This window comes from Streptomyces sp. NPDC017095 (genome assembly GCF_044332325.1).
Taxonomy (GTDB): domain Bacteria; phylum Actinomycetota; class Actinomycetes; order Streptomycetales; family Streptomycetaceae; genus Streptomyces.
In genome coordinates this window covers 244,578-263,629 of the sequence record NZ_JBIROU010000009.1, presented here as the reverse complement: position 1 = coordinate 263,629, position 19,052 = coordinate 244,578, and the positions used below count along the sequence as shown (strand labels likewise).

The following is a 19,052-nucleotide window of genomic DNA, read 5'->3' as shown; positions in this document are numbered from 1 at the left end:
TGCGTCGCCGCTTTGGGCGCCGATCGCTTAGCGTGCTGGGATGAAGCTGCTCTCCGTCAATGTGGGCCGGCCCCGGCAGGTGCCCTATACGAACCAGCCGGACGGTGTGACCGGTATCGACAAGCAACCGGCCGAGGGCCCGGTCCGGGTCGCGGCGCCCGGGCCCAAGGGCGTCGGCGCGAGCGGACTGGCCGGGGACACGGTGTGCGACCTGCGCCATCACGGCGGCAACGACCAGGCGGTGTACGCCTTCGCCCGCGAGGACCTCGACGACTGGGAGCGGGAGCTGGGCCGGTCGCTGCCCAACGGCTGCTTCGGCGAGAACCTGACGACGGACGGCCTGGACGTCTCCGGGGCGCTGATCGGCGAGCGCTGGCGGATCGGTGCCGAACTGGTGCTGGAGGTGACCTCCGGCCGCATCCCGTGCGCCACGTTCCAGGGCCACATGGGCGAGCGCGGCTGGGTCAGGAGGTTCACCCGGAAGGGCGCGACGGGTGCCTACCTCCGGGTGATCGAGCCGGGTGAGATCCGGGCGGGCGATCCGATCGAGATCGTGTACCGGCCGGACCACGAGGTGACGGCGACGATGGAGTTCCGCGCGTCCACCACCGAGCACGAGCTGCTGCCCCGGCTGCTCGCGGCGGGCACGGCGCTGCACCCGGAGGCGCTGGAGAAGGCCCGGAAGTACGTGGCGGAGCACGGCGGCTGAGGGGCGTCGGCGACTGCGGCCGCGTGTCCGCGCCCGTCGGCGGGCGCGGCCACGCGGGGCGCGCGGACAGCGGAGGCTGTCGGTCCGGGTCACTACCCTTGGGCCATGACAACGGCTCTGATTACGGGATCGACCGCGGGGATCGGTGCCGCGTTCGCGCGGCGGCTGGCGGCTGACGGGCAGGACCTGGTGCTGGTGGCCCGGGATACCGGGCGGCTGCGCGAACAGGCGACGGACCTGCACGACCGGCACGGCGTCGAGGTGGAGGTGCTGACCGCCGACCTCGCGCGGGACGAGGGCATCGAGGCGGTGGCCGGCCGCCTCGGCGACCGCAAGAACCCGGTCGACCTGCTGGTCAACAACGCCGGTTTCGGCAACAAGGGCCGCTATCTGGACGTGTCGATGGCGGACGAGCTGCGGATGCTCAAGGTGCACTGCGAGGCGGTGCTCCGGCTGACGTCGGCGGCGGCCGGGGCGATGCGCGAGCGCGGCCGGGGCGGGGTGGTGAACGTCGCCTCGGTGGCCGCCTTCGTCCCGCGCGGCACGTACGGCGCGTCCAAGGCGTGGGTGGTGCAGTTCACCCAGGGCGCGGCGAAGGACCTGGCGGGCAGCGGGGTCCGGCTGATGGCGCTGTGCCCGGGGTTCGTGCGCACCGAGTTCCACCAGCGGGCCGGGATGGGCACGGACAACATCCCCGGCTGGATGTGGCTGGACGCCGACAAACTGGTCGCGGCGGCCCTGGCCGACCTCGCGCGCGGCAGGACGGTCTCCATCCCGGACCCGCGCTACAAGGCGCTGATGGGTCTGGTGAAGGTGGCGCCGCGCGGGCTGCTGGGCGGGATCAGCTCCCGCACGGGCCGCAAGTACGGGCCGCAGTAGCGGCCGTGGCGCAGGGGGTGCGGCGGCCCGGCGCGCCGGACGCGCGGGAACGGCGGACAAGGCGAAGGCCCGGCACCTCGAGGGGTGCCGGGCCTTCGCCCGGAAGCTGTCGCCTCAGTGGGCGTGGCCGTGGCTGTGACCGCCGGCGGCCGGCTCTTCCTCTTCCTTCTTCTCGACGACCAGGGCCTCGGTCGTGAGCAGCAGGGAGGCGATGGAGGCGGCGTTCTCCAGAGCGGAGCGGGTGACCTTGACCGGGTCGATGACGCCGGCCTTGATCAGGTCGCCGTACTCGCCGGTGGCGGCGTTGTAGCCCTGCCCCTTGTCCAGGTCCTTGACCTTGGACACGATGACGTAGCCCTCCTGGCCGGCGTTCTCGCCGATCCAGCGCAGCGGCTCGACCACGGCGTTGCGGACCACGGCGACACCGGTGGCCTCGTCGCCGGTCTTGTCGAGGTTGCCCTCGAGGACCTTGGAGGCGTGGACCAGAGCGGAACCGCCACCGGAGACGATGCCCTCCTCGACCGCGGCGCGGGTCGCGGAGATGGCGTCCTCCAGACGGTGCTTCTTCTCCTTCAGCTCCACCTCGGTGGCGGCGCCGACCTTGATCACGCACACGCCGCCGGCCAGCTTCGCGAGGCGCTCCTGGAGCTTCTCGCGGTCCCAGTCGGAGTCGGTGGACTCGATCTCGGCCTTGATCTGCGCGACGCGGCCCTGGATGTCCTCGGACTTGCCGCTGCCGTCGACGATCGTGGTGTCGTCCTTGGTGACGGTGACGCGGCGGGCCGAGCCGAGCACGTCGGTGCCGACCTGGTCCAGCTTGAGGCCGACCTCTTCGGAGATGACGGTGGCGCCGGTGAGGACGGCCATGTCCTGGAGCATCGCCTTGCGGCGGTCGCCGAAGCCGGGGGCCTTCACCGCGACGGCGTTGAAGGTGCCGCGGATCTTGTTGACGACCAGGGTCGACAGGGCCTCGCCCTCGAGGTCCTCGGCGATGATCAGCAGCGGCTTGGAGGAGCCGGCCTGGATGACCTTCTCCAGCAGCGGCAGCAGCTCGGTGATCGCGGAGATCTTGCCCTGGTTGATGAGGATGTAGGGGTCCTCGAGGACGGCCTCCATGCGCTCCTGGTCCGTCACGAAGTACGGCGACAGGTAGCCCTTGTCGAAGGCCATGCCCTCGGTGAAGTCCAGCTCCAGACCGAAGGTGTTGGACTCCTCGACGGTGATGACACCGTCCTTGCCGACCTTGTCCATGGCCTCGGCGATCAGCTCGCCGACCTGCTGGTCCTGGGCGGACAGCGCGGCGACGGCGGCGATGTCGGACTTCTCGTCGATCGGGCGGGCCGAGGCGAGCAGCTCCTCGGAGACGGCCTTGACGGCGGCGTCGATGCCCTTCTTCAGGGCGGCCGGGGAGGCGCCGGCGGCGACGTTCTTCAGGCCCTCGCGGACCAGCGCCTGGGCGAGGACGGTGGCGGTGGTGGTGCCGTCACCCGCGATGTCGTTGGTCTTGGTCGCCACCTCCTTCACCAGCTGCGCGCCGAGGTTCTCGTACGGGTCCTCGATCTCCACCTCGCGGGCGATCGTGACACCGTCGTTGGTGATGGTGGGGGCACCGAACTTCTTGTCGATGACGACGTTGCGGCCACGGGGGCCGATCGTCACCTTGACGGTGTCCGCCAGCTTGTTGACGCCGCGCTCAAGGGCGCGACGGGCGTCCTCGTCGAACTTCAGGATCTTCGCCATGACAGCGGGAGCCCTCTCGGGAATCTGTAGGTGAAAAGACGCTGCGCCCCGGGCGCCCGGCTTGTTATCGGGCTCGGGGGCCAGGGGCGCAGCTCAAGCGGATTGCTTGAGGTGATTACTTCTCGATGATCGCGAGCACGTCGCGAGCCGAGAGGACGAGGTACTCGTCACCGTTGTACTTCACCTCGGTGCCGCCGTACTTGCTGTAGAGGACGACGTCGCCCACCTTGACGTCGAGCGGGAGACGCTCGCCGTTCTCGAACCGGCCCGGGCCCACGGCGAGGACGGCGCCCTCCTGGGGCTTCTCCTTCGCGGTGTCCGGGATGACCAGGCCAGAGGCCGTGGTCTGCTCGGCGTCGAGCGGCTGGACCACGATGCGGTCCTCGAGCGGCTTGATGGCAACCTTGGAGCTGGCGGTCGTCACGATCCGACCTCCCCCTTCGGAGATCTCACGGGGTTAACTGTCTGAGGTGGCGACCAGGTCGATCCGTCGTCGCGGGTGCCGGACCTGCCCGTCGCTTTTGTTGGCACTCTCACCTGCTGAGTGCCAGAGCTGAGACTATGACCGCGATTAGCACTCGGTCAAGCGGAGTGCCAATGACGCGCGGCGCGGCGGCCTCGGAACAGCGCGTGGGGGTGGTTCCGCGGCCCGGAGTTGCCGGAAAAATCGGAGTTACAGATAGTCCTCCAGGCGGGCCGCCGTCAGGCCCCTGGCCTGAGCCTCCCTCAGCACCCGTGCCGTGCGCTCGCGCAGGGGCGCGTCCGCCGGTTCGCCGGGCTCCACCAGGACGATGTCGCCGGGGCCGAGGCGGCGGGGGCCGTGGGCGCAGACGAGGCCGGCCGGGGTGAGGGCCGCGCGCCACAGGACGATCGCGGAGATGCCGCAGTCGGCCGCGGCGCGCAGGGTGGCCGGGTCGGGGGAGCCGTGGGCCGGGCGGAAGAAGCGCGGGCGGACGCCGAGGCGGGTGCGCAGGCGGTCCTGCCGGCCGCAGATCTCGGCGCGTCGGCGGGCGTACGGCAGTCCGGCCGGGCCCCGCCGGCCGGCGGTGCGGTTCCCGATGCCGGCGCCGAGCGCGCGCAGCCGGGCCAGCCGGCGGTCCCCGAGCGCGGCGAGGCGGTCGCCGGGGAACAGGGTGAGGGGCAGCCGCAGGTCGCGGACCATGTCGGCGAAGCGCGGATCGCGGTCGGCGCCGTCGTCGTAGGTGAGGAAGACGACCGGGTCGCGGGTGGGGACGCGGTCGACCACCACGGGCAGGCCGCGGGCCGCCGGGCGCGCGGCGAGCGGGCGGGCCGGGTGCGCCGGGAAGCGGGCGAGCGGGCGGGTCAGGCCCCAGCGCCGGTACGCGTGGCCGGGTGCGGCGGCGTGCGGGCGCACCCCTTCGGCGGCCTTCTTGCCGAGGCGTTCGATGGGGTCGACGGACTGGGCGCAGCCCGTCAGGAGCAGGGCCGCGGCGAGGACCGCGGCCGGGCCCCGCCCGCGCCTCACAGGTAGTCCTCCAGGCGGGCCACGGCGTAGCCCTCGCGGGTGACCTTGTCCAGGAAGCGGCGCATGTCGTCCACCATCGTGCCGTTCCAGTCGTCCCGGCCGCGGAAGTGGGTCAGGACGATGTCGCCGGGGTGCAGCCGGCGGTCCCAGTCGCGGTACTCCCAGTGGTCGACGAACACCTCCTCGTCCCAGATGGGCGCGTACTTGATCCCGCACGTCCGGGCGGCGCGCAGGGTGTCGCCGTTGTAGTTGCCGTACGGCGGCCGGAAGACGGTGGGCGCCTTGCCGAACTGCTTCTTGATGACGGCCTGCATGCCGCAGATCTCGTCCTTCTGCTCCTCGTAGGACAGGCCGGGCAGGTAGGGGTGGGTGAGGGTGTGATTGTTCAGGGTGACGCCCTGGGCCTGCATCCGGCGGAAGTAGCCGTAGTCCTCCTTGACGAGGTAGTCGCTGAGGAAGGCCGTGTACGGCACCTTCAGCTCGCTCATCATGCGCAGGAACGCCGGGTCCTTCTCGGCGCCGTCGTCGATGGTGAGGAAGACGACCTTGTGCCGGGTGGGGATGGTGGTGAAGACCGGCGGGAGGCCGTCCTCCTCCTGGCCGTCCACCTCGAAGCCGTCGCGGGGCGTGATGACGGGCTTGCGGGCCGGCGGGGCCGGGGGCGTGAGCGGGGCGCGGGCGAGGCCCCAGCGCCGGGCGGCGGCGGCCAGCCGGGCGTGTTCGGCGGCCTGGCGGGCCCGGGCGTCCGGCGGACGGGCGGGGCCGCCGTGGCCCGTGACGGGCGCGGGATCGCCGGCGCAGCCGGACAGGAGGGCGGCCAGTGCGAGGGCGGTGGAGCCCGCCGCCACCCGCGCGACGCGTGTCGGAATTTTGTCATTTTGTCCTACTGCTCGCATGGTGCCGGATCCTCCCAGGCCGCGGCCCCCGGTCCGGGGCGACACCGCCGCAGCGGGCACGTCATCCACCGACTGGCCCACAATGAGCCGGTGAACGACCTCGCTCTGCTCCTCACCCCCGAAGGCCGCGCCCTCCTCGACGAGGTGCGCGACACCGAGCCCGCGCGGGAACTCGCGGTGGCCACCCGGCTGCGCCGCGACCACCCCGCCGAACTGGTCTCGGCCGCGCTGGGCCAGGCCCGGCTGCGGCAGCGGGCGGTGGCGAAGTTCGGGGCCGGGGACGCCGGGCGGATGTTCTTCACCCCGAACGGGGTCGAGCAGTCGACCCGGGCGAGCGTGGCGGCGTACCGGGCCCGGCGGCTGACGGAGCTGGGCGTGACCTCCGTCGCCGACCTGTGCTGCGGCATCGGCGGGGACGCGATCGCGCTGGCGCGGGCGGGAATCCGGGTGCTGGCCGTGGACCGCGACCCGCTGACCGCCGCGACGGCCCGGGCGAACGCGGAGGCGCTGGGCCTGGCCGGGCTCATCGAGGTGCGCGAGGCCGATGTCACGGAGGTGGACACCGCCGGGTACGACGCGGTGTTCGTGGACCCGGCCCGGCGCGGCGGACGCGGCCGGGTGTTCGACCCGGAGGCGTACTCGCCGCCGCTGTCCTGGGCGGTCGAGGCCGCCCGCCGCGCGCCCCGCGCCGCGCTGAAGATCGCCCCCGGCATCCCGCACGAGACCGTCCCGGCCGAGGCCGAGGCCGAGTGGATCTCCGACGGCGGCGATGTGAAGGAGGCGGTGCTGTGGTTCGGGACCGGGGCGCCGGGCGCGGTGCGGGCCACGCTGCTGCCGGGCCCGCGGACGCTGCTCGGCCGCGGCCTGCCCGATCCCGCGGTGCGGCCGGTGGGCCGGTACCTGTACGAGCCGGACGGCGCGGTCATCCGCGCGCATCTGGTGGCGGAGGTGGCCGAGGAGGTCGGCGGCGGGCTCCTCGACCCGACGATCGCCTACATCACCGCCGACGAGGCGCGGCCCACGCCGTACGCCGCCGCCTACGAGATCACCGACCGGCTGCCGTTCCACCTCAAGCGGCTCAGGGCCCTGCTGCGCGAGCGCGGGGTCGGCACGCTCACCGTGAAGAAACGCGGCTCGGCGGTGGAGCCGGAGGAACTGCGCCGCAAGGTCAGGCCGGAGGGGCCGAACGCGGCCACCGTCTTCCTCACCCGGGTGGCGGGGGCGCCGACGATGCTGATCGGCCACCCGCTGCGGTGACGCCCGCGCCCGGCACCGGACGCGCGCGGATCTCCGCGTGCCGCGTCACGAGCGGAACGCAGTCCTCACCCGGCGGCGGCCGCCGGTGCGGCGGTGCTGGAGCGCACCACCAGGCTCGTCGCCAGCTCCACCCGGGTCGTCGCCCGCTCGTCCTCGGCCCGTCCCAGCTCCAGCACCAGCCGGGCCGCGGCCTCGGCCATCTCGGTCAGCGGCTGCCGTACGGTCGTCAGCGGCGGGCCCACCCAGCGGGCCACCGGGAGATCGTCGAAGCCGACGACGCTGAGGTCCTCGGGGATGCGCAGGCCCAGCTCGCGGGCGGCCTCGTACAGGCCGAGGGCCTGGAGGTCGTTGCCGGCGAAGACGGCGGTGGGCCGGTCCGGGCGGCGCAGCAGTTCCAGGCCCAGCCGGTAGCCGGCGTCGTGATGGAAGTCGCCGGCCACCACGAGCGCGGGATCGGCGGGCAGCCCGGCCGTCTCCAGGGCCGCCCGGTAGCCGTCGACCCGGGCCCGGCTGCACATCATGCGGGACGGGCCGCTGATGGCGCCGATCCGGGTGTGGCCGAGTTCCACCAGGTGCCGGGTGGCGGCGAGTCCGCCCTGCCAGTTGGTGGCGCCGATGGACGGCACGTCCGGGCCCGGGTCGCCGGCCGGGTCCATCACCACGAACGGGATGGAGCGGCTGGTCAGCAGCGCCCGCTGGGACTCGTCCAGCTCGGACAGCACCAGCACCACGCCGTGCGGGCGGCGGGCGGCCACCTGGTCGGCCCAGGTCCGGCCCGGGGTGAGCCGGCCCGCCGACTCCGACAGGACGACGCTCAGCCCGGCGTCCCTGGCCACGTTCTCCACACCCCGGATGACCTCCATCGCCCAGGCGCTCTCCAGCTCGTGGAAGACCAGGTCGATCAGGGGCGAGCGGGAGGCCTCGGCGCGGCGCCGCCGGTAGCCGTAGGAGCGCAGCAGCTCCTCGACCCGGCTGCGGGTCGCCGGGGCGACGTCGGCACGGCCGTTGAGGACCTTCGAAACAGTCGGAGCGGAGACACCGGCCTCACGGGCGATCTCGGCGAGGGTCGCCGTCTGTGTTTCTGCGGGCTTCGAAGGCTTCATATCCGCGATCGTAGCGCCGCGGGTCCTCTCCACGAAGCACCGCGCACGCCAAGGGCCCGACGCAACATTCGGGAAACATTGCGAAAGATTCGATCAGCCGAGGGCACCGGACGGGGGAACGCGAACACCCCGCCTCCCGGAATCCGGGAGGCGGGGTGACGAGTGGAGCGCCGGGCAGGCCTTGCACCTGCATCTCCCCGCAGGAAGCGGGACGTCTTTCCTTGGACCACCAACGCACGGCGTCCGGGCCGGTGTTCCGGCCGTTCGCTGTGTGATGATCATAGCGCAGACGGGGGTGCCGGGCGCAAGTTCAGCCGTCCGCCACCGCCTCGAACCGCCACCGGTGCACGGCCCGTGTCACCAGCTCCGGGTCCGGGTCGGGCAGTTCCGGGAGCGGGGCGTCGTACGGCGCCTCCCACCACGTGATGACCAGCACCCGGTCCTGCGGCGCGCGGAGGATCTCCCGGCGCAGCGGCTCCCGCTCCAGGCGCCGGCCGCGCACCCAGGCGAGCAGCTCCGCGCCCCGCCCCTCGGCCGCCCGCGCCTCCCACATCAGTGCCACGGTCACGAGTACAGGTTCTCCTTGCTCACCTCGTGCACATGGTCGTGGGCCGGCACGTGCGGGTCGGTCACCGGCAGCGAGGAGTCGGCGGACAGGTCCCAGCCGGAGGGGGCCCGGTTCCGGGCGACCATCTCGGCGCCCAGCGCGGCCACCATCGCGCCGTTGTCCGTGCACAGCTTGGGGCGCGGCACGCGCAGCCGGATGCCGGCCGCCTCGCAGCGCTCCTGGGCGAGGGCGCGCAGCCGGGAGTTGGCCGCCACCCCGCCGCCGATCATCAGGTGGTCGACGCCCTCGTCCTTGCAGGCGCGCACGGCCTTGCGGGTGAGCACGTCGACCACGGCCTCCTGGAAGGAGGCGGCCACATCGCGGACCGGGACCTCCTCGCCGGCCGCGCGCCGGGCCTCGATCCAGCGGGCCACGGCGGTCTTCAGACCGGAGAAGGAGAAGTCGTACGCCGGGTCGCGGGGGCCGGTCAGGCCGCGCGGGAAGGCGATCGCCCGCGGGTCGCCCTCCTTGGCGTACCGGTCGATGACCGGGCCGCCGGGGAAGCCCAGGTCGAGCACGCGGGCGATCTTGTCGAACGCCTCGCCGGCCGCGTCGTCGATGGTGGCGCCCATCGGGCGCACGTCGGAGGTGATGTCCGAGGACAGCAGCAGCGAGGAGTGGCCGCCGGACACCAGCAGGGCCATCGTCGGCTCGGGCAGCGGGCCGTGCTCCAGCTGGTCCACGCAGATGTGGGAGGCCAGGTGGTTGACGCCGTACAGGGGCTTGCCGAGGGCGTAGGCGTACGCCTTGGCCGCCGACACGCCGACGAGCAGGGCGCCCGCGAGGCCGGGGCCCGCGGTGACCGCGATGCCGTCCAGGTCCTTGGCGCTGACCCCGGCCTGCTTCAGCGCGCGGTCGATGGTCGGCACCATCGCCTCCAGGTGGGCCCGGGAGGCCACCTCGGGCACGACACCGCCGAAGCGCGCGTGCTCGTCGACGCTGGAGGCGACGGCGTCCGCCAGCAGGGTGGTGCCGCGCACGATGCCGACGCCGGTCTCGTCACAGGAGGTCTCGATGCCGAGTACGAGAGGCTCGTCGCGTGAGTCAGTCATTGATCTCGGTTCCTTGTACGGGGGCGGATCCCGCGGCCGGGCCGCTGTCGGATCCCGTGGTCAGACGCATCACCAGGGCGTCCACGTTGCCGGGCTGGTAGTAACCGCGCCGGAAGCCGATGGGCACGAAGCCGAAGCGCTCGTAGAGCTTCTGGGCGCGGATGTTGTCGACCCGGCACTCGAGCATCACCTCGTGGCACTCGAACGCGGTCGCCGCGCGCAGCAGCTCGGTCAGCAGCCGTGCGCCGAGGCCGGTGCCCTGGTGGTCGCGGGCGACGGCGATGGTCTGGACGTCGGCCAGCTCGCCGGCCGAGGCCAGGCCCGCGTACCCGGCGATCCGGCCGCCGTCGCACTCGGCGACGAGATAGCACCGGGTGGCCTGCGGGCCCCGGGCGTGGGCCAGCTCGGACCAGAACATCCCCCGGGACCAGGCGTCCTCGGGGAACAGGTCCTTCTCCAGCTCCAGGACCGGGTCGATGTCCCACCAGCGCATCTCGCGCAGTCGGGGAGGGGCCGGCTGTGTCACTTGGGGGTGACCACCTTGTAGTTCTTGGGGACCTGGGCGTCCGGGCGGCGCAGGTACAGCGGCCGGGGCGCGGACAGTTCCCCGCCCGCGGCCAGCTTCTCGGCCGCGAGCGAGGCGAGGGCGGCGGCGGACACGTGCGCGGGCTCGTGGGCGACCGGGAACGTGTCCGGGTAGAGCAGCGCGCCCGCGCCGACGGCCGGCAGTCCCGCGACCCGCTCGGCGATGTCGGCGGGGCGGTCCACGGCCGGGCCGGTCAGCCGGGTCCGGGAGTCGGCGTAGGTCGCCCAGTAGACCTCCTTGCGCCGGGCGTCGGTCGCCACGACGAAGGGGCCCTCCTCGATGTCGGCGGCGTAGGCGAGGCCGTCCAGGGTGCACACGCCGTGCACCGGGACGCCGAGCGCCAGGCCGAAGGTGTCGGCGGTCATCAGGCCGACGCGCAGCCCGGTGTAGGGGCCGGGACCGGTGCCGACGACGATGCCGGTGACGGCCTCCAGCTTCAGTCCGGCCTCGGCCAGGACCCGGTCGACGGCCGGCAGCAGCAGCTCCCCGTGCCGGCGCGCGTCCACCTGGCTCGACGAGGCGATGACGTCCGTGCCGTCGTGCAGCGCGACGGTGACGGCGGGTGTTGCGGTATCCAGAGCGAGCAAGAGCACGCGAACAGCCTACGGCTCCCGCGGCTCGCGCACGGCCGCCCGGGGCGAACGCTCACCGGCTGCTACGGTCTGTACGAAGTACGACATATCGCTCGACGCAGAGGTGGGCGCAGGTGGCAGGGACCAGCTCGGGGATCGTGGCCGGCCTCACCGCGGTGGCCCTGGGAACGGTCGGCTTCCTGGCGTACCGGGCGCAGGCGACCGCTCCCCTGGCTCTGCGCGGCGGACCGGCGGCGAGCGCGTCCGCGGCGGCCGCGACGAAGGCGCCCCGGGACCGGCACAACCCGACGGCGCTGCCGGGCGGCTCCGGATCGGGTGAACGGGTGGTGTACTCGGTGGACGACGACCGGGTCTGGCTGGTCGCGCCCGGGAACCGGGTACGGCACACCTTCCCGGTGCGTCCGGGCACCGTCGACCCGGTGCCGGGCACGTACTGGGTCACGTCCCGGTCGAACGCGGCCACCGGAACGGACGGGCTGCCCGTGGAGCACGTGGTGCGGTTCACCAGCGTGGACGGGGTGGTGATCGGGTTCAGCGCGGCGGTGAACAGCGGCTCGGGCACGATGATGGCCGACCCGAGCGTGAAGACGGGCGGCATCCGGGAGAGCCGGGCGGACGGGGACGCGCTGTGGCAGTTCGCGACGATCGGCGTACCGGTGGTCGTGATCCGGTAGCCGACGGCGGCGATCGGCTACGGCCGGTGGCCCGCGAGCAACCGGGCGCGACGCCCGGAGTGCCGGTGGTCGTGATCCGCCAGTCGGCTACGACGATCGGCGCGCCGGGGGCCGCCATCCGCCCGCCGGACACGGCGACCGGCGCGCCGATGGCCCACGAACAGCCGAGCGCGACGAACGGCGCGCCGATGGTCCGTGGGTAGCCGGGCGCGGCGCCCGGCGCCCGGAGCGGCCGTGGTCCGCCAGCCGTTCCGTGGTCGCTCCGCAGGGAGCCTGGCGGGGCGCCGGGCGGGTGCGGCGCCAGCCATGCCGAAGGCCGTCATCCGTCGGCCGGACGCGGCGCTCGGGGTGCCGGTCGTCCGTGTAGCCGAGCGCGACGCCCGGCGTGCCGAGGGCCGTCATGCCGACGGCCGTGATCCGCCGGCCGGGCGCGGCGACCGGCACGTCGGTGGCCCGCGAGTAGCCGAGCGCGACGCCAGGGGGCCGAGGACCGCCATTCGCCGGCCGGGCGCGGCACCCGGCGTGCCGGTGACCGTCATCCGCCGGCCGAGCGCGGCGCCCGGGGTACCGAGGGCCGCCACCCGCCGGCCGGACGCGACGATCAGCGTGCCGAGGGCCGCCATCCGCCGGTCCTCCGCGTAGCCGGGCGCGACGAACGGCGTGCCGGTGGCCCGTGGGTAGCCGGGCGCGACGAACGGCGCGGGGCGTCGGGCGGGTGCGGCGCCGGGGGCGGGTGTCCGGCACGGCCCCCGGGTTCGCGGGTGTGCCTCAGTCCGTCAGGGACTCCAGGCCGGCGCCGGCCCAGCGCTCGCCCAGTCCGGTCAGGGTCACGTGCCGTACCTCGTCCGTGGTGTCGCCCACGGCCCGGTGGATGACGACCTGGAGCCGGTCGTCGGTCAGCTCCTCCACCTTGCCCTCGCCCCACTCCACGACGATCACCGAGTCGGACAGCGAGACGTCGAGGTCCAGGTCCTCCATCTCGTCCAGGCCGCCGCCGAGCCGGTAGGCGTCGACGTGCACCAGGGGCGGGCCGGCGCCGAGGGACGGGTGGACCCGGGCGATCACGAAGGTGGGCGAGGTGACCGCGCCGCGTACCCCGAGTCCTTCGCCGAGCCCGCGGGTCAGGGTGGTCTTGCCCGCGCCGAGTTCCCCGGAGAGCATCACCAGGTCACCCGCGCGCAGCAGCGTGGCCAGCCGCCGGCCCAGCTCCCGCATCCGGTCGGGCGAGGTGATGGTCAACCGGGTCTCAGCGGCCTCGTGTGCTGCTGGTGCTGCTGGTCGTTCCATAGCCACTTACGGTAGCCCCTGCCGGCACCGCGCCCGCACGGGTGAGCAGGTCGGCGAGGCGGTCGGTGACCACTTCCGGGTGCTCCAGCATCACCAGGTGCCCGGCGTCCGGCACGAGCACCAGCTCGGCGTCGGGCAGCAGACCGGCGATGGCCTCGCTGTGCTCGCTGGGCGTGACGAGGTCCCGCACCCCGGCCAGCACCAGCACCGGTATGCCCCGGAAGAAGGCGAGCGCCTCGGTCTTGTCGTGCTCGGTGAAGGCCGGGTAGAACTCGGCGACCACGTCGATCGGCGTGGACTCGATCATCCGCTCGGCGAACCGTTCCACCGCCGGGTCGACGTCCCGGCCCGCGAACGAGTACCGCTTGATGATCCCGGCGAACAGGTCGGCGGTGGCCCGGCGCCCCTTCTCCACCAGCTCCGCCTGCTGGCCGAGCGCCCGCAGCACCCCGGGCAGTATCCGGCGCACCGCGTTCACGCCGGCCACCGGGAGGCCGAAGTTCACCTCGCCGAGCCGCCCTGAGGAGGTGCCCACGAAGGCGGTGGCGACGACCCGGTCCCGGATCAGCTCGGGGTAGTGGGCGGCGAGGGCCATCATCGTCATTCCGCCCATCGAGTGACCGACCAGCACCAGCGGGCCGTCCGGCGCGGCGGCGTCGAGCACGGCCTTCAGATCGCGGCCGAGCTGGTCGATGGTGACGGGCTCGCGGTCCCGGCTCTGGGCCACGCCCCGCCCGGACCGGCCGTGGCTGCGCTGGTCCCAGTGCACGGTGCGCACCACCCCGCGCAGGGCCGCCCGCTGGAAGTGCCAGGAGTCCTGGTTGAGGCAGTAGCCGTGGCAGAAGACCACGGTGACCGGGGCGGGCGCCTTGCGGCCGAAGAGGCGGCGCCGGCGCGGCGAGACCTCGGGTCCCGGATCGGGCTCGGCCTCGTCGACCTCGTAGTACAGCTCGGTGCCGTCGTCGGCGTACGCCTTGCCGGGCGTGCCGCGCAGGGTGCCGTACGGTCCCGTCGCGTCCAGTGCCAGCCGGGCCCTGCGGCGCATCCCGCGGCTCACCGTCATCCGCTCCAGGGCGACACCGGCCGCCGCGCCGGCGGCGAGCACGCCCACCGCGGCGCCGGCGATGCCGGTCGCCCTGCGCCAGCTCCCGGCCGCCCCCGCGGCGGAGGCGGCGGCAGCCGCGGCGACGACGTCCGCCACGGCCTCCGCGCTGCTGTCGCTCACGTACCGCTCCTCTTCGCCTGCCGGAGTCCGCCTGGAGGGGCGGGGCGGACGGTGCCGCCGCGCACCCGGTTCACCCGCGCCGGTCCACCGGGACGCGGGACGCGCTCACGTGGACCCGTTCACATGGACGCGGGGAACACGGCTGCCGATGCGCGTGACGATCTCGTACGCGATGGTGCCGCAGGCCTGCGCCCAGTCCTCGGCGGTGGGCTCGCCGCGGTCGCCCGGCCCGAACAGCACCGCCTCCGTGCCCACCGGGGGTTCGTCGCCGCCGAGGTCCACCACGAACTGGTCCATCGCGACCCGCCCGGCGACCGTCCGCCACTTGCCGTCGACCAGCACCGGCCCGCTGCCGGAGGCGTGCCGCGGGATGCCGTCCGCGTACCCGACCGGCACCAGCCCGAGGGTGGTCTCGCCCGGGGTGACGTAGTGGTGGCCGTAGCTGACGCCGTGTCCGCCCGGGACGCGCTTGACGAGGGCCAGCGCGGCGCTGAGCGTCATCACCGGGCGCAGTCCGAAGTCCGCCGGGGTGCCCAGCTCCGGGCTGGGCGAGACGCCGTACACGGCGATGCCCGCGCGGACCAGGTCGAAGTGGGACTCGGGCAGGGTGAGCGCGGCCGGCGAGTTGGCGATGTGCCGCACCTCGGGCCGTACGCCGCGCTGTTCGGCGTACGCCACCATCTCCCGGAACCGGGTGAGCTGGGCGGCGATGGACGGGTGGCCCGGCTCGTCGGCGCACGCGAAGTGCGACCACAGTCCGGTGATCCGGACCAGGCCCTCGGCCTCGGCGCGCAGGGCGGCGGCGACCAGTTCGGCCCAGTCCGCCCCGGGCTGGCAGCCGTTGCGGCCGAGCCCGGTGTCGGCCTTGAGCTGGACGCGCGCGGGGCGGCCCGCCGCGCGGGCGGCGGCGGTGACCTCGCGCAGGGCCCACATCGCGCTCAGCGACACGTCGATGTCGGCCTCGATGGCCTGCCGCCAGGGGCCGCCCGGCACCCACAGCCAGCACAGGACGCGCCCGGACAGGCCGGCCGCGCGCAGCGCGAGGGCTTCCTCGGCCGTGGCCGTGCCGAGCCAGGTGGCGCCGGCGGCGACGGCCTCCCGGGCGCACGCCACGGCGCCGTGGCCGTACGCGTCGGACTTGACCACGGCCATCACGGCGGCGTCCTTCGCCCGGGCGCGCAGGGTCTCCACGTTGGCGCGCAGGGCGCCCAGATCGATCTCGGCGCGGGCGCGCAGGGCGGCGGTCGGCACAGCTGCTGTCTCAGTCATGGCGCCCCCAGTCTCTCAGAGCCCGCCGGCCGCCCCCGGCGGTGGGCTCCGGCCCCGGACACCGGTCCGCCCGGCTCCACCGTGCCCCTTGCCCGGCCGTCACCGGACCCGGGCTTCTTGCGACCGGGGCGGTCCGTCCGGCTCCGCCGTGGGGCCCATGGTCGTCTCCGGGCCTCGGGTCCGTCGTGGCCGGTCGCGCAGTTCCCCGCGCCCCTTCGGGGGCGCCGCCCGGCCCTCCCCCCGGATGCCCGTCCGTTCGATCCCGCCGTGGGCCCCACGCCCGTCACCGGGCCCCCGGACCGTCGTGGCCGGTCGCGCAGTTCCCCGCGCCCCTTCGGGGCGCTGCCCGGCCCCTCCCCCGGGGTCAGGTGCGTACCTCTCGCCAGGCCTGGGGGATGTGTGCGGCCACGTCATGGGCGCCCGTGGGGGCGCCGGTCGCGGCGAAGCGGCCTGCCAGGCCGTGCAGGTACGCCGCCACGCTGCCGGCGTCCACCGGGTCAAGACCGGCCGCCAGCAGGGACCCGGCGAGCCCGGACAGCACGTCGCCGCTGCCGGCCGTGGCCAGCCAGGGCGTGCCCGTGGCGTTGGCCCGCACCGGCCCGCCGCCGGGCCCGGCGACCAGCGTCGTCGAGCCCTTCAGCAGGACCGCCGCCCGGTACGCCGACGCCAGTTCCCGCACCGCCGCCAGCCGGGCGCCCTCGACCTCCTCGCGCCGCACCCCGAGCAGCGCGGCGGCCTCTCCGGCGTGCGGGGTCATCAGTGTCGGCGCCGTACGCCGCCGTACCGCCTCGCGGTCGGCCAGCCGCAGCCCGTCCGCGTCGAGCAGCACCGGCACGTCGGCGGCCAGCACCTCGGCCACGGTCGCCGCGTCGTCCCCGGCGCCCGGCCCGGTCACCCACGCCTGCACCCGGCCGGCCTTGGCGGGCCCGGCGGCGGAGACCAGGGTCTCGGGGAAGCGCGCGAGGACCGCGTCCGCGGCCGGGCCGACGTACCGTACGGCCCCGGCGCCGCCCCGCAGCGCCCCGGCCACGGCGAGCACGGCCGCGCCCGGGTACCGCCCGGACCCGGCGGCGATCCCGACGACGCCCCGCCGGTACTTGTCGCTCTCCGCCGACGGGGACGGCAACAGCCGTGCCACGTCGGCGTGTTGCAGGGCCTCCAGCTCGGCGTCGGCGGGCGGCGGCCGCAGTCCGATGTCGACGAGCCGGACCACACCGGCGTACGCGCGCGCGGGGTCCACCAGCAGTGCGGGCTTGTACGCGCCGAAGGTGACGGTGAGGTCCGCGCGCAGCGCGGCGCCCCGCACCTCGCCCGTGCCGGCGTCGACGCCGCTCGGCAGGTCCACGGCGACGACGGCGGCGCGGGACCGGGCCACCGCCCCGGCCAGCCGCTCGGCGTCCGGCCGCAGGCCGCCCCGGCCGCCGATGCCGACGATCCCGTCCACGACCAGGCCGGCCCGCTCGATCAGCTCCTCGGCGCGGTCCGCCGGGACGACCCTGCCGCCCGCCCGGCGCAGCGCGGCGAGCCCGCCGGCGTGCGCGCGGCCGGGCGTGAGCGGCACCGCCGTCACACCGGCGCCGCGCCGGGCCAGCCGGGCCCCCGCGTACAGGGCGTCCCCGCCGTTGTCGCCGCTGCCGACGAGCAGCACCACCCGGCTGCCGTACACCCGGCCGAGCAGTTCGGCGCAGGCGGCGGCCAGCCCGGCGGCGGCCCGCTGCATCAGCGCGCCGTCCGGCAGCCGCGCCATCAGGGCCTGCTCGGCCGCCCGCACCGTCTCCACGCTGTACGCAGTACGCATGGCACCGAGTCTGCCCCGAAAACCCGGCCGTCCACACCCGGGCCGGCCGCCGGTCAGCCCTCGGCGACCACCACGGCCGAGGCCACGCCCGCGTCGTGACTGAGCGACACGTGCCAGGACCGGACGCCCAGCTCGGCGGCGCGCGCGGCCACCGTGCCGGTCACCCGCAGGCGGGGCTGCCCGCTGCCCTCCACGTACACCTCGGCGTCGGTCCAGCGCAGTCCCGGCGGCGCGCCCAGCGCCTTCGCCAGCGCCTCCTTGGCGGCGAACCGGGCCGCCAGCGAGGCGATGCCGCGCCGCTCGCCGCTGGGCAGCAGCAGTTCCCGGGCGACGAACAACCGGTCGGCCAGCCCGGGCGTCCGCTCCAGGGACGCCCGGAACCGGTCGATCTCGGCGACGTCGATGCCCACCCCGATAATGCTCATGTCCAGCACCCTACGGCGGCCCCGGCGGGCGGCACCCGGGCGACACCACGTCGCCTACGCTGCGGGGATGACCTCGTCACACACGTATCTCTCCGACCTCTTCTCGCTGGACGGCCGGGTCGCCGTCGTGACCGGGGGCAGTTCCGGCATCGGGCGGGCCGTCGCGGGCGCGCTCGCACGGGCCGGCGCCCAGGTGGTGGTCGTCGCCCGGCGCAAGGAGGAACTGGTCTCCACGGTCGAGGAGTTGACGGCGGACGGGCGCCGGGCGGCCTGGGTGAGCGCGGATCTGGGCACGCGCGCGGGGGTGCGGGCGGCCGCCGAGGAGGCCGCGGCCGTCTTCGGGGAGCCGGACATCCTCGTCAACTCGGCCGGGATCAACCTGCGTCCGCCGCTGGGCGAGCTGGGCGAGGACGTGTGGGACACCACCATGGCGGTGAACCTGGACGCGCCCTTCCTGCTGGGCCAGCGGTTCGGGCCCGGCATGGCGGAGCGGGGCTTCGGCCGGATCATCCACATCACCTCCCAGCAGGCGCACCGGGCGTTCGTGCAGAGCGGCGCGTACGGCGTGTCGAAGGGCGCGCTGGAGTCGCTGGCCCGTTCGCAGGCCGAGGCCTGGTCGCCGTACGGCGTCACCTGCAACACCCTGGTGCCGGGCTTCGTGATGACGCCGCTCAACGCGCGGCTGTCGTCCGATCCGGAGCGGGTGGCGGCGCTGGCCGCGCGCACGATGACCGGCCGCAACGGGCTCGCCGAGGACTTCGCGGGCGCGGCGGTGTTCCTGGCGAGCCGCGCCTCCGCCTACGTCACGGGCCAGTCGGTCCATGTGGACGGCGGCTTCTCCGTGCACTGACCTCCCGCCGACCCGAAGATCATCGCGAGCCGCGTGCCCAGTAGCCTTCCGGGTGACCGGCTTTCCGTCGAGCGACGGAACGCCCGTGCACCGCAAACGGGAGGAACCACTGTGAAGTTGAAGTCTCTGGGCACCGCGCTCACCACCGCCGCCCTCGTGGGCACCGCCCTCACCGGCGGCGTCGCCGCCGCCGGCACCGCCTCCGCCGCGTCCCTGCCCCGGGACTGCAGCAAGGCGATCGTCAACGTCAAGGCCAAGGAGACCGTCAACGTCCGCACCTCCCCGAAGACGACCGCCACGGCCGTCGGCATCTGGGGCAAGGGCAAGAAGGGCGCGGTCTGCAACGACGGCAAGGCGTTCAAGGGCGGCTCGTACACGGCCTGCGGCAAGAAGAGCAACCTGTGGTACTACGGCGGCGACAAGAAGACCGGCTGGGTGCCGAAGACCTGCATCAACTGGTGACCGGCCGGCCGGCCCCGGAGCGGGCGGCCGGCCGGACCCGGGGTGGACGGCCGGCCGGACCCGGGGGGGGCGGCCGGCCCGCCCCCCCCCCCCCCCCCCCCGCCCGGCCCCCCCCCCCCCGCGCCCGGCCCCCCCCCGGTCCACGGCGGGGCCC

At 74.7% G+C, this 19,052-nt stretch carries 21 protein-coding genes; 7 read left to right on the top strand and 14 right to left on the bottom strand.

The features are described from left to right. Positions 1-40 precede the first annotated feature (40 nt). Both ACH4OA_RS20230 and ACH4OA_RS20225 read left to right on the top strand, forming a co-directional pair. Positions 41-709, top strand: a complete 669-nt coding sequence (locus ACH4OA_RS20230; protein ID WP_397946688.1) for an MOSC domain-containing protein — start codon at positions 41-43, stop codon at positions 707-709. Positions 710-814: 105 nt separating this feature from the next. Beyond that, positions 815-1,588 carry an SDR family NAD(P)-dependent oxidoreductase gene (locus ACH4OA_RS20225; protein ID WP_397970021.1) on the top strand — a complete coding sequence of 258 codons (774 nt, stop codon included), beginning with the start codon at positions 815-817 and terminating at the stop codon, positions 1,586-1,588. Positions 1,589-1,702: 114 nt separating this feature from the next. Here the strand turns inward: ACH4OA_RS20225 and groL are convergent, their stop codons facing one another. From groL to ACH4OA_RS20205, 4 genes are all read right to left on the bottom strand, one after another. Further along, on the bottom strand, positions 1,703-3,328 hold the full coding sequence (gene groL, locus ACH4OA_RS20220) for a chaperonin GroEL (RefSeq protein WP_397938238.1): 1,626 nt from the start codon (positions 3,326-3,328) through the stop codon (positions 1,703-1,705). A 115-nt stretch (positions 3,329-3,443) separates the two neighbouring features. Beyond that, the gene (groES, locus tag ACH4OA_RS20215) at positions 3,444-3,752 is read right to left on the bottom strand and encodes a co-chaperone GroES (RefSeq protein ID WP_004955293.1); all 309 of its coding nucleotides are present in this window, start codon (positions 3,750-3,752) and stop codon (positions 3,444-3,446) included. A 249-nt stretch (positions 3,753-4,001) separates the two neighbouring features. Next, entirely contained in the window at positions 4,002-4,814 is an 813-nt protein-coding gene (locus tag ACH4OA_RS20210) for a polysaccharide deacetylase family protein (RefSeq protein ID WP_397938241.1), read from the bottom strand. Beyond that, positions 4,811-5,710: a polysaccharide deacetylase family protein gene (locus ACH4OA_RS20205; protein ID WP_365942175.1), complete on the bottom strand. Its 900-nt coding sequence runs from the start codon at positions 5,708-5,710 to the stop codon at positions 4,811-4,813. Before ACH4OA_RS20205 ends, ACH4OA_RS20210 begins: the two co-directional genes overlap by 4 nt. A 90-nt stretch (positions 5,711-5,800) precedes the next feature. Between ACH4OA_RS20205 and ACH4OA_RS20200 the strand changes: the two genes are divergently transcribed. Next, positions 5,801-6,967, top strand: coding sequence for a methyltransferase domain-containing protein (locus ACH4OA_RS20200; protein ID WP_397970019.1), 1,167 nt, complete (start codon positions 5,801-5,803; stop codon positions 6,965-6,967). Positions 6,968-7,032: 65 nt separating this feature from the next. Here ACH4OA_RS20200 and ACH4OA_RS20195 read toward each other — a convergent pair whose 3' ends face one another. The 5 genes from ACH4OA_RS20195 to tsaB form a co-directional block, all read right to left on the bottom strand. Next, a complete protein-coding gene (locus tag ACH4OA_RS20195) occupies positions 7,033-8,070 on the bottom strand; it encodes a LacI family DNA-binding transcriptional regulator (protein ID WP_397946691.1) in 1,038 nt (345 codons plus the stop codon). 310 nt (positions 8,071-8,380) lie between these two features. Continuing rightward, a complete protein-coding gene (locus ACH4OA_RS20190; protein WP_365880146.1) occupies positions 8,381-8,638 on the bottom strand; it encodes a hypothetical protein in 258 nt (85 codons plus the stop codon). Continuing rightward, positions 8,635-9,729 (bottom strand): tRNA (adenosine(37)-N6)-threonylcarbamoyltransferase complex transferase subunit TsaD, encoded by a 1,095-nt coding sequence (gene tsaD / locus ACH4OA_RS20185; RefSeq protein WP_365880144.1) that lies wholly within the window; start codon positions 9,727-9,729, stop codon positions 8,635-8,637. Before tsaD ends, ACH4OA_RS20190 begins: the two co-directional genes overlap by 4 nt. Further along, positions 9,722-10,222, bottom strand: coding sequence for a ribosomal protein S18-alanine N-acetyltransferase (gene rimI / locus ACH4OA_RS20180; protein ID WP_365880152.1), 501 nt, complete (start codon positions 10,220-10,222; stop codon positions 9,722-9,724). The genes tsaD and rimI overlap by 8 nt, the downstream gene beginning before the upstream one ends. Positions 10,223-10,251: 29 nt before the next feature. Further along, complete coding sequence (tsaB, locus tag ACH4OA_RS20175; protein ID WP_365880142.1) at positions 10,252-10,908, bottom strand: tRNA (adenosine(37)-N6)-threonylcarbamoyltransferase complex dimerization subunit type 1 TsaB; 657 nt, start codon at positions 10,906-10,908, stop codon at positions 10,252-10,254. Between the two features lie 113 nt (positions 10,909-11,021). Here tsaB and ACH4OA_RS20170 point away from each other — a divergent pair, with 113 nt between their 5' ends. Both ACH4OA_RS20170 and ACH4OA_RS20165 read left to right on the top strand, forming a co-directional pair. Beyond that, positions 11,022-11,582 (top strand): hypothetical protein, encoded by a 561-nt coding sequence (locus tag ACH4OA_RS20170; RefSeq protein ID WP_397938248.1) that lies wholly within the window; start codon positions 11,022-11,024, stop codon positions 11,580-11,582. 26 nt (positions 11,583-11,608) lie between these two features. Further along, positions 11,609-11,785, top strand: a complete 177-nt coding sequence (locus tag ACH4OA_RS20165) for a hypothetical protein (RefSeq protein WP_397970017.1) — start codon at positions 11,609-11,611, stop codon at positions 11,783-11,785. 565 nt (positions 11,786-12,350) lie between these two features. Here ACH4OA_RS20165 and tsaE read toward each other — a convergent pair. The 5 genes from tsaE to ACH4OA_RS20140 form a co-directional block, all read right to left on the bottom strand. Next, entirely contained in the window at positions 12,351-12,869 is a 519-nt protein-coding gene (tsaE, locus tag ACH4OA_RS20160) for a tRNA (adenosine(37)-N6)-threonylcarbamoyltransferase complex ATPase subunit type 1 TsaE (protein WP_397970015.1), read from the bottom strand. After that, the gene (locus ACH4OA_RS20155) at positions 12,829-14,094 is read right to left on the bottom strand and encodes an alpha/beta fold hydrolase (protein ID WP_397938252.1); all 1,266 of its coding nucleotides are present in this window, start codon (positions 14,092-14,094) and stop codon (positions 12,829-12,831) included. Before ACH4OA_RS20155 ends, tsaE begins: the two co-directional genes overlap by 41 nt. Positions 14,095-14,199: 105 nt before the next feature. Further along, positions 14,200-15,363, bottom strand: a complete 1,164-nt coding sequence (gene alr, locus ACH4OA_RS20150) for an alanine racemase (protein WP_397946696.1) — start codon at positions 15,361-15,363, stop codon at positions 14,200-14,202. A gap of 364 nt (positions 15,364-15,727) precedes the next feature. Beyond that, complete coding sequence (locus tag ACH4OA_RS20145; RefSeq protein ID WP_397970013.1) at positions 15,728-17,161, bottom strand: NAD(P)H-hydrate dehydratase; 1,434 nt, start codon at positions 17,159-17,161, stop codon at positions 15,728-15,730. A 53-nt stretch (positions 17,162-17,214) separates the two neighbouring features. Beyond that, entirely contained in the window at positions 17,215-17,586 is a 372-nt protein-coding gene (locus tag ACH4OA_RS20140) for a holo-ACP synthase (protein ID WP_365880130.1), read from the bottom strand. Positions 17,587-17,653: 67 nt separating this feature from the next. On the opposite strand from ACH4OA_RS20140, the gene ACH4OA_RS20135 reads away from it, so the two are divergent. Together ACH4OA_RS20135 and ACH4OA_RS20130 are read left to right on the top strand one after the other, a co-directional pair. Further along, on the top strand, positions 17,654-18,436 hold the full coding sequence (locus tag ACH4OA_RS20135; RefSeq protein WP_397970011.1) for an SDR family NAD(P)-dependent oxidoreductase: 783 nt from the start codon (positions 17,654-17,656) through the stop codon (positions 18,434-18,436). A 111-nt stretch (positions 18,437-18,547) separates the two neighbouring features. Then, positions 18,548-18,898 (top strand): hypothetical protein, encoded by a 351-nt coding sequence (locus ACH4OA_RS20130; protein WP_397970009.1) that lies wholly within the window; start codon positions 18,548-18,550, stop codon positions 18,896-18,898. The last annotated feature ends 154 nt before the right edge of the window (positions 18,899-19,052 follow it).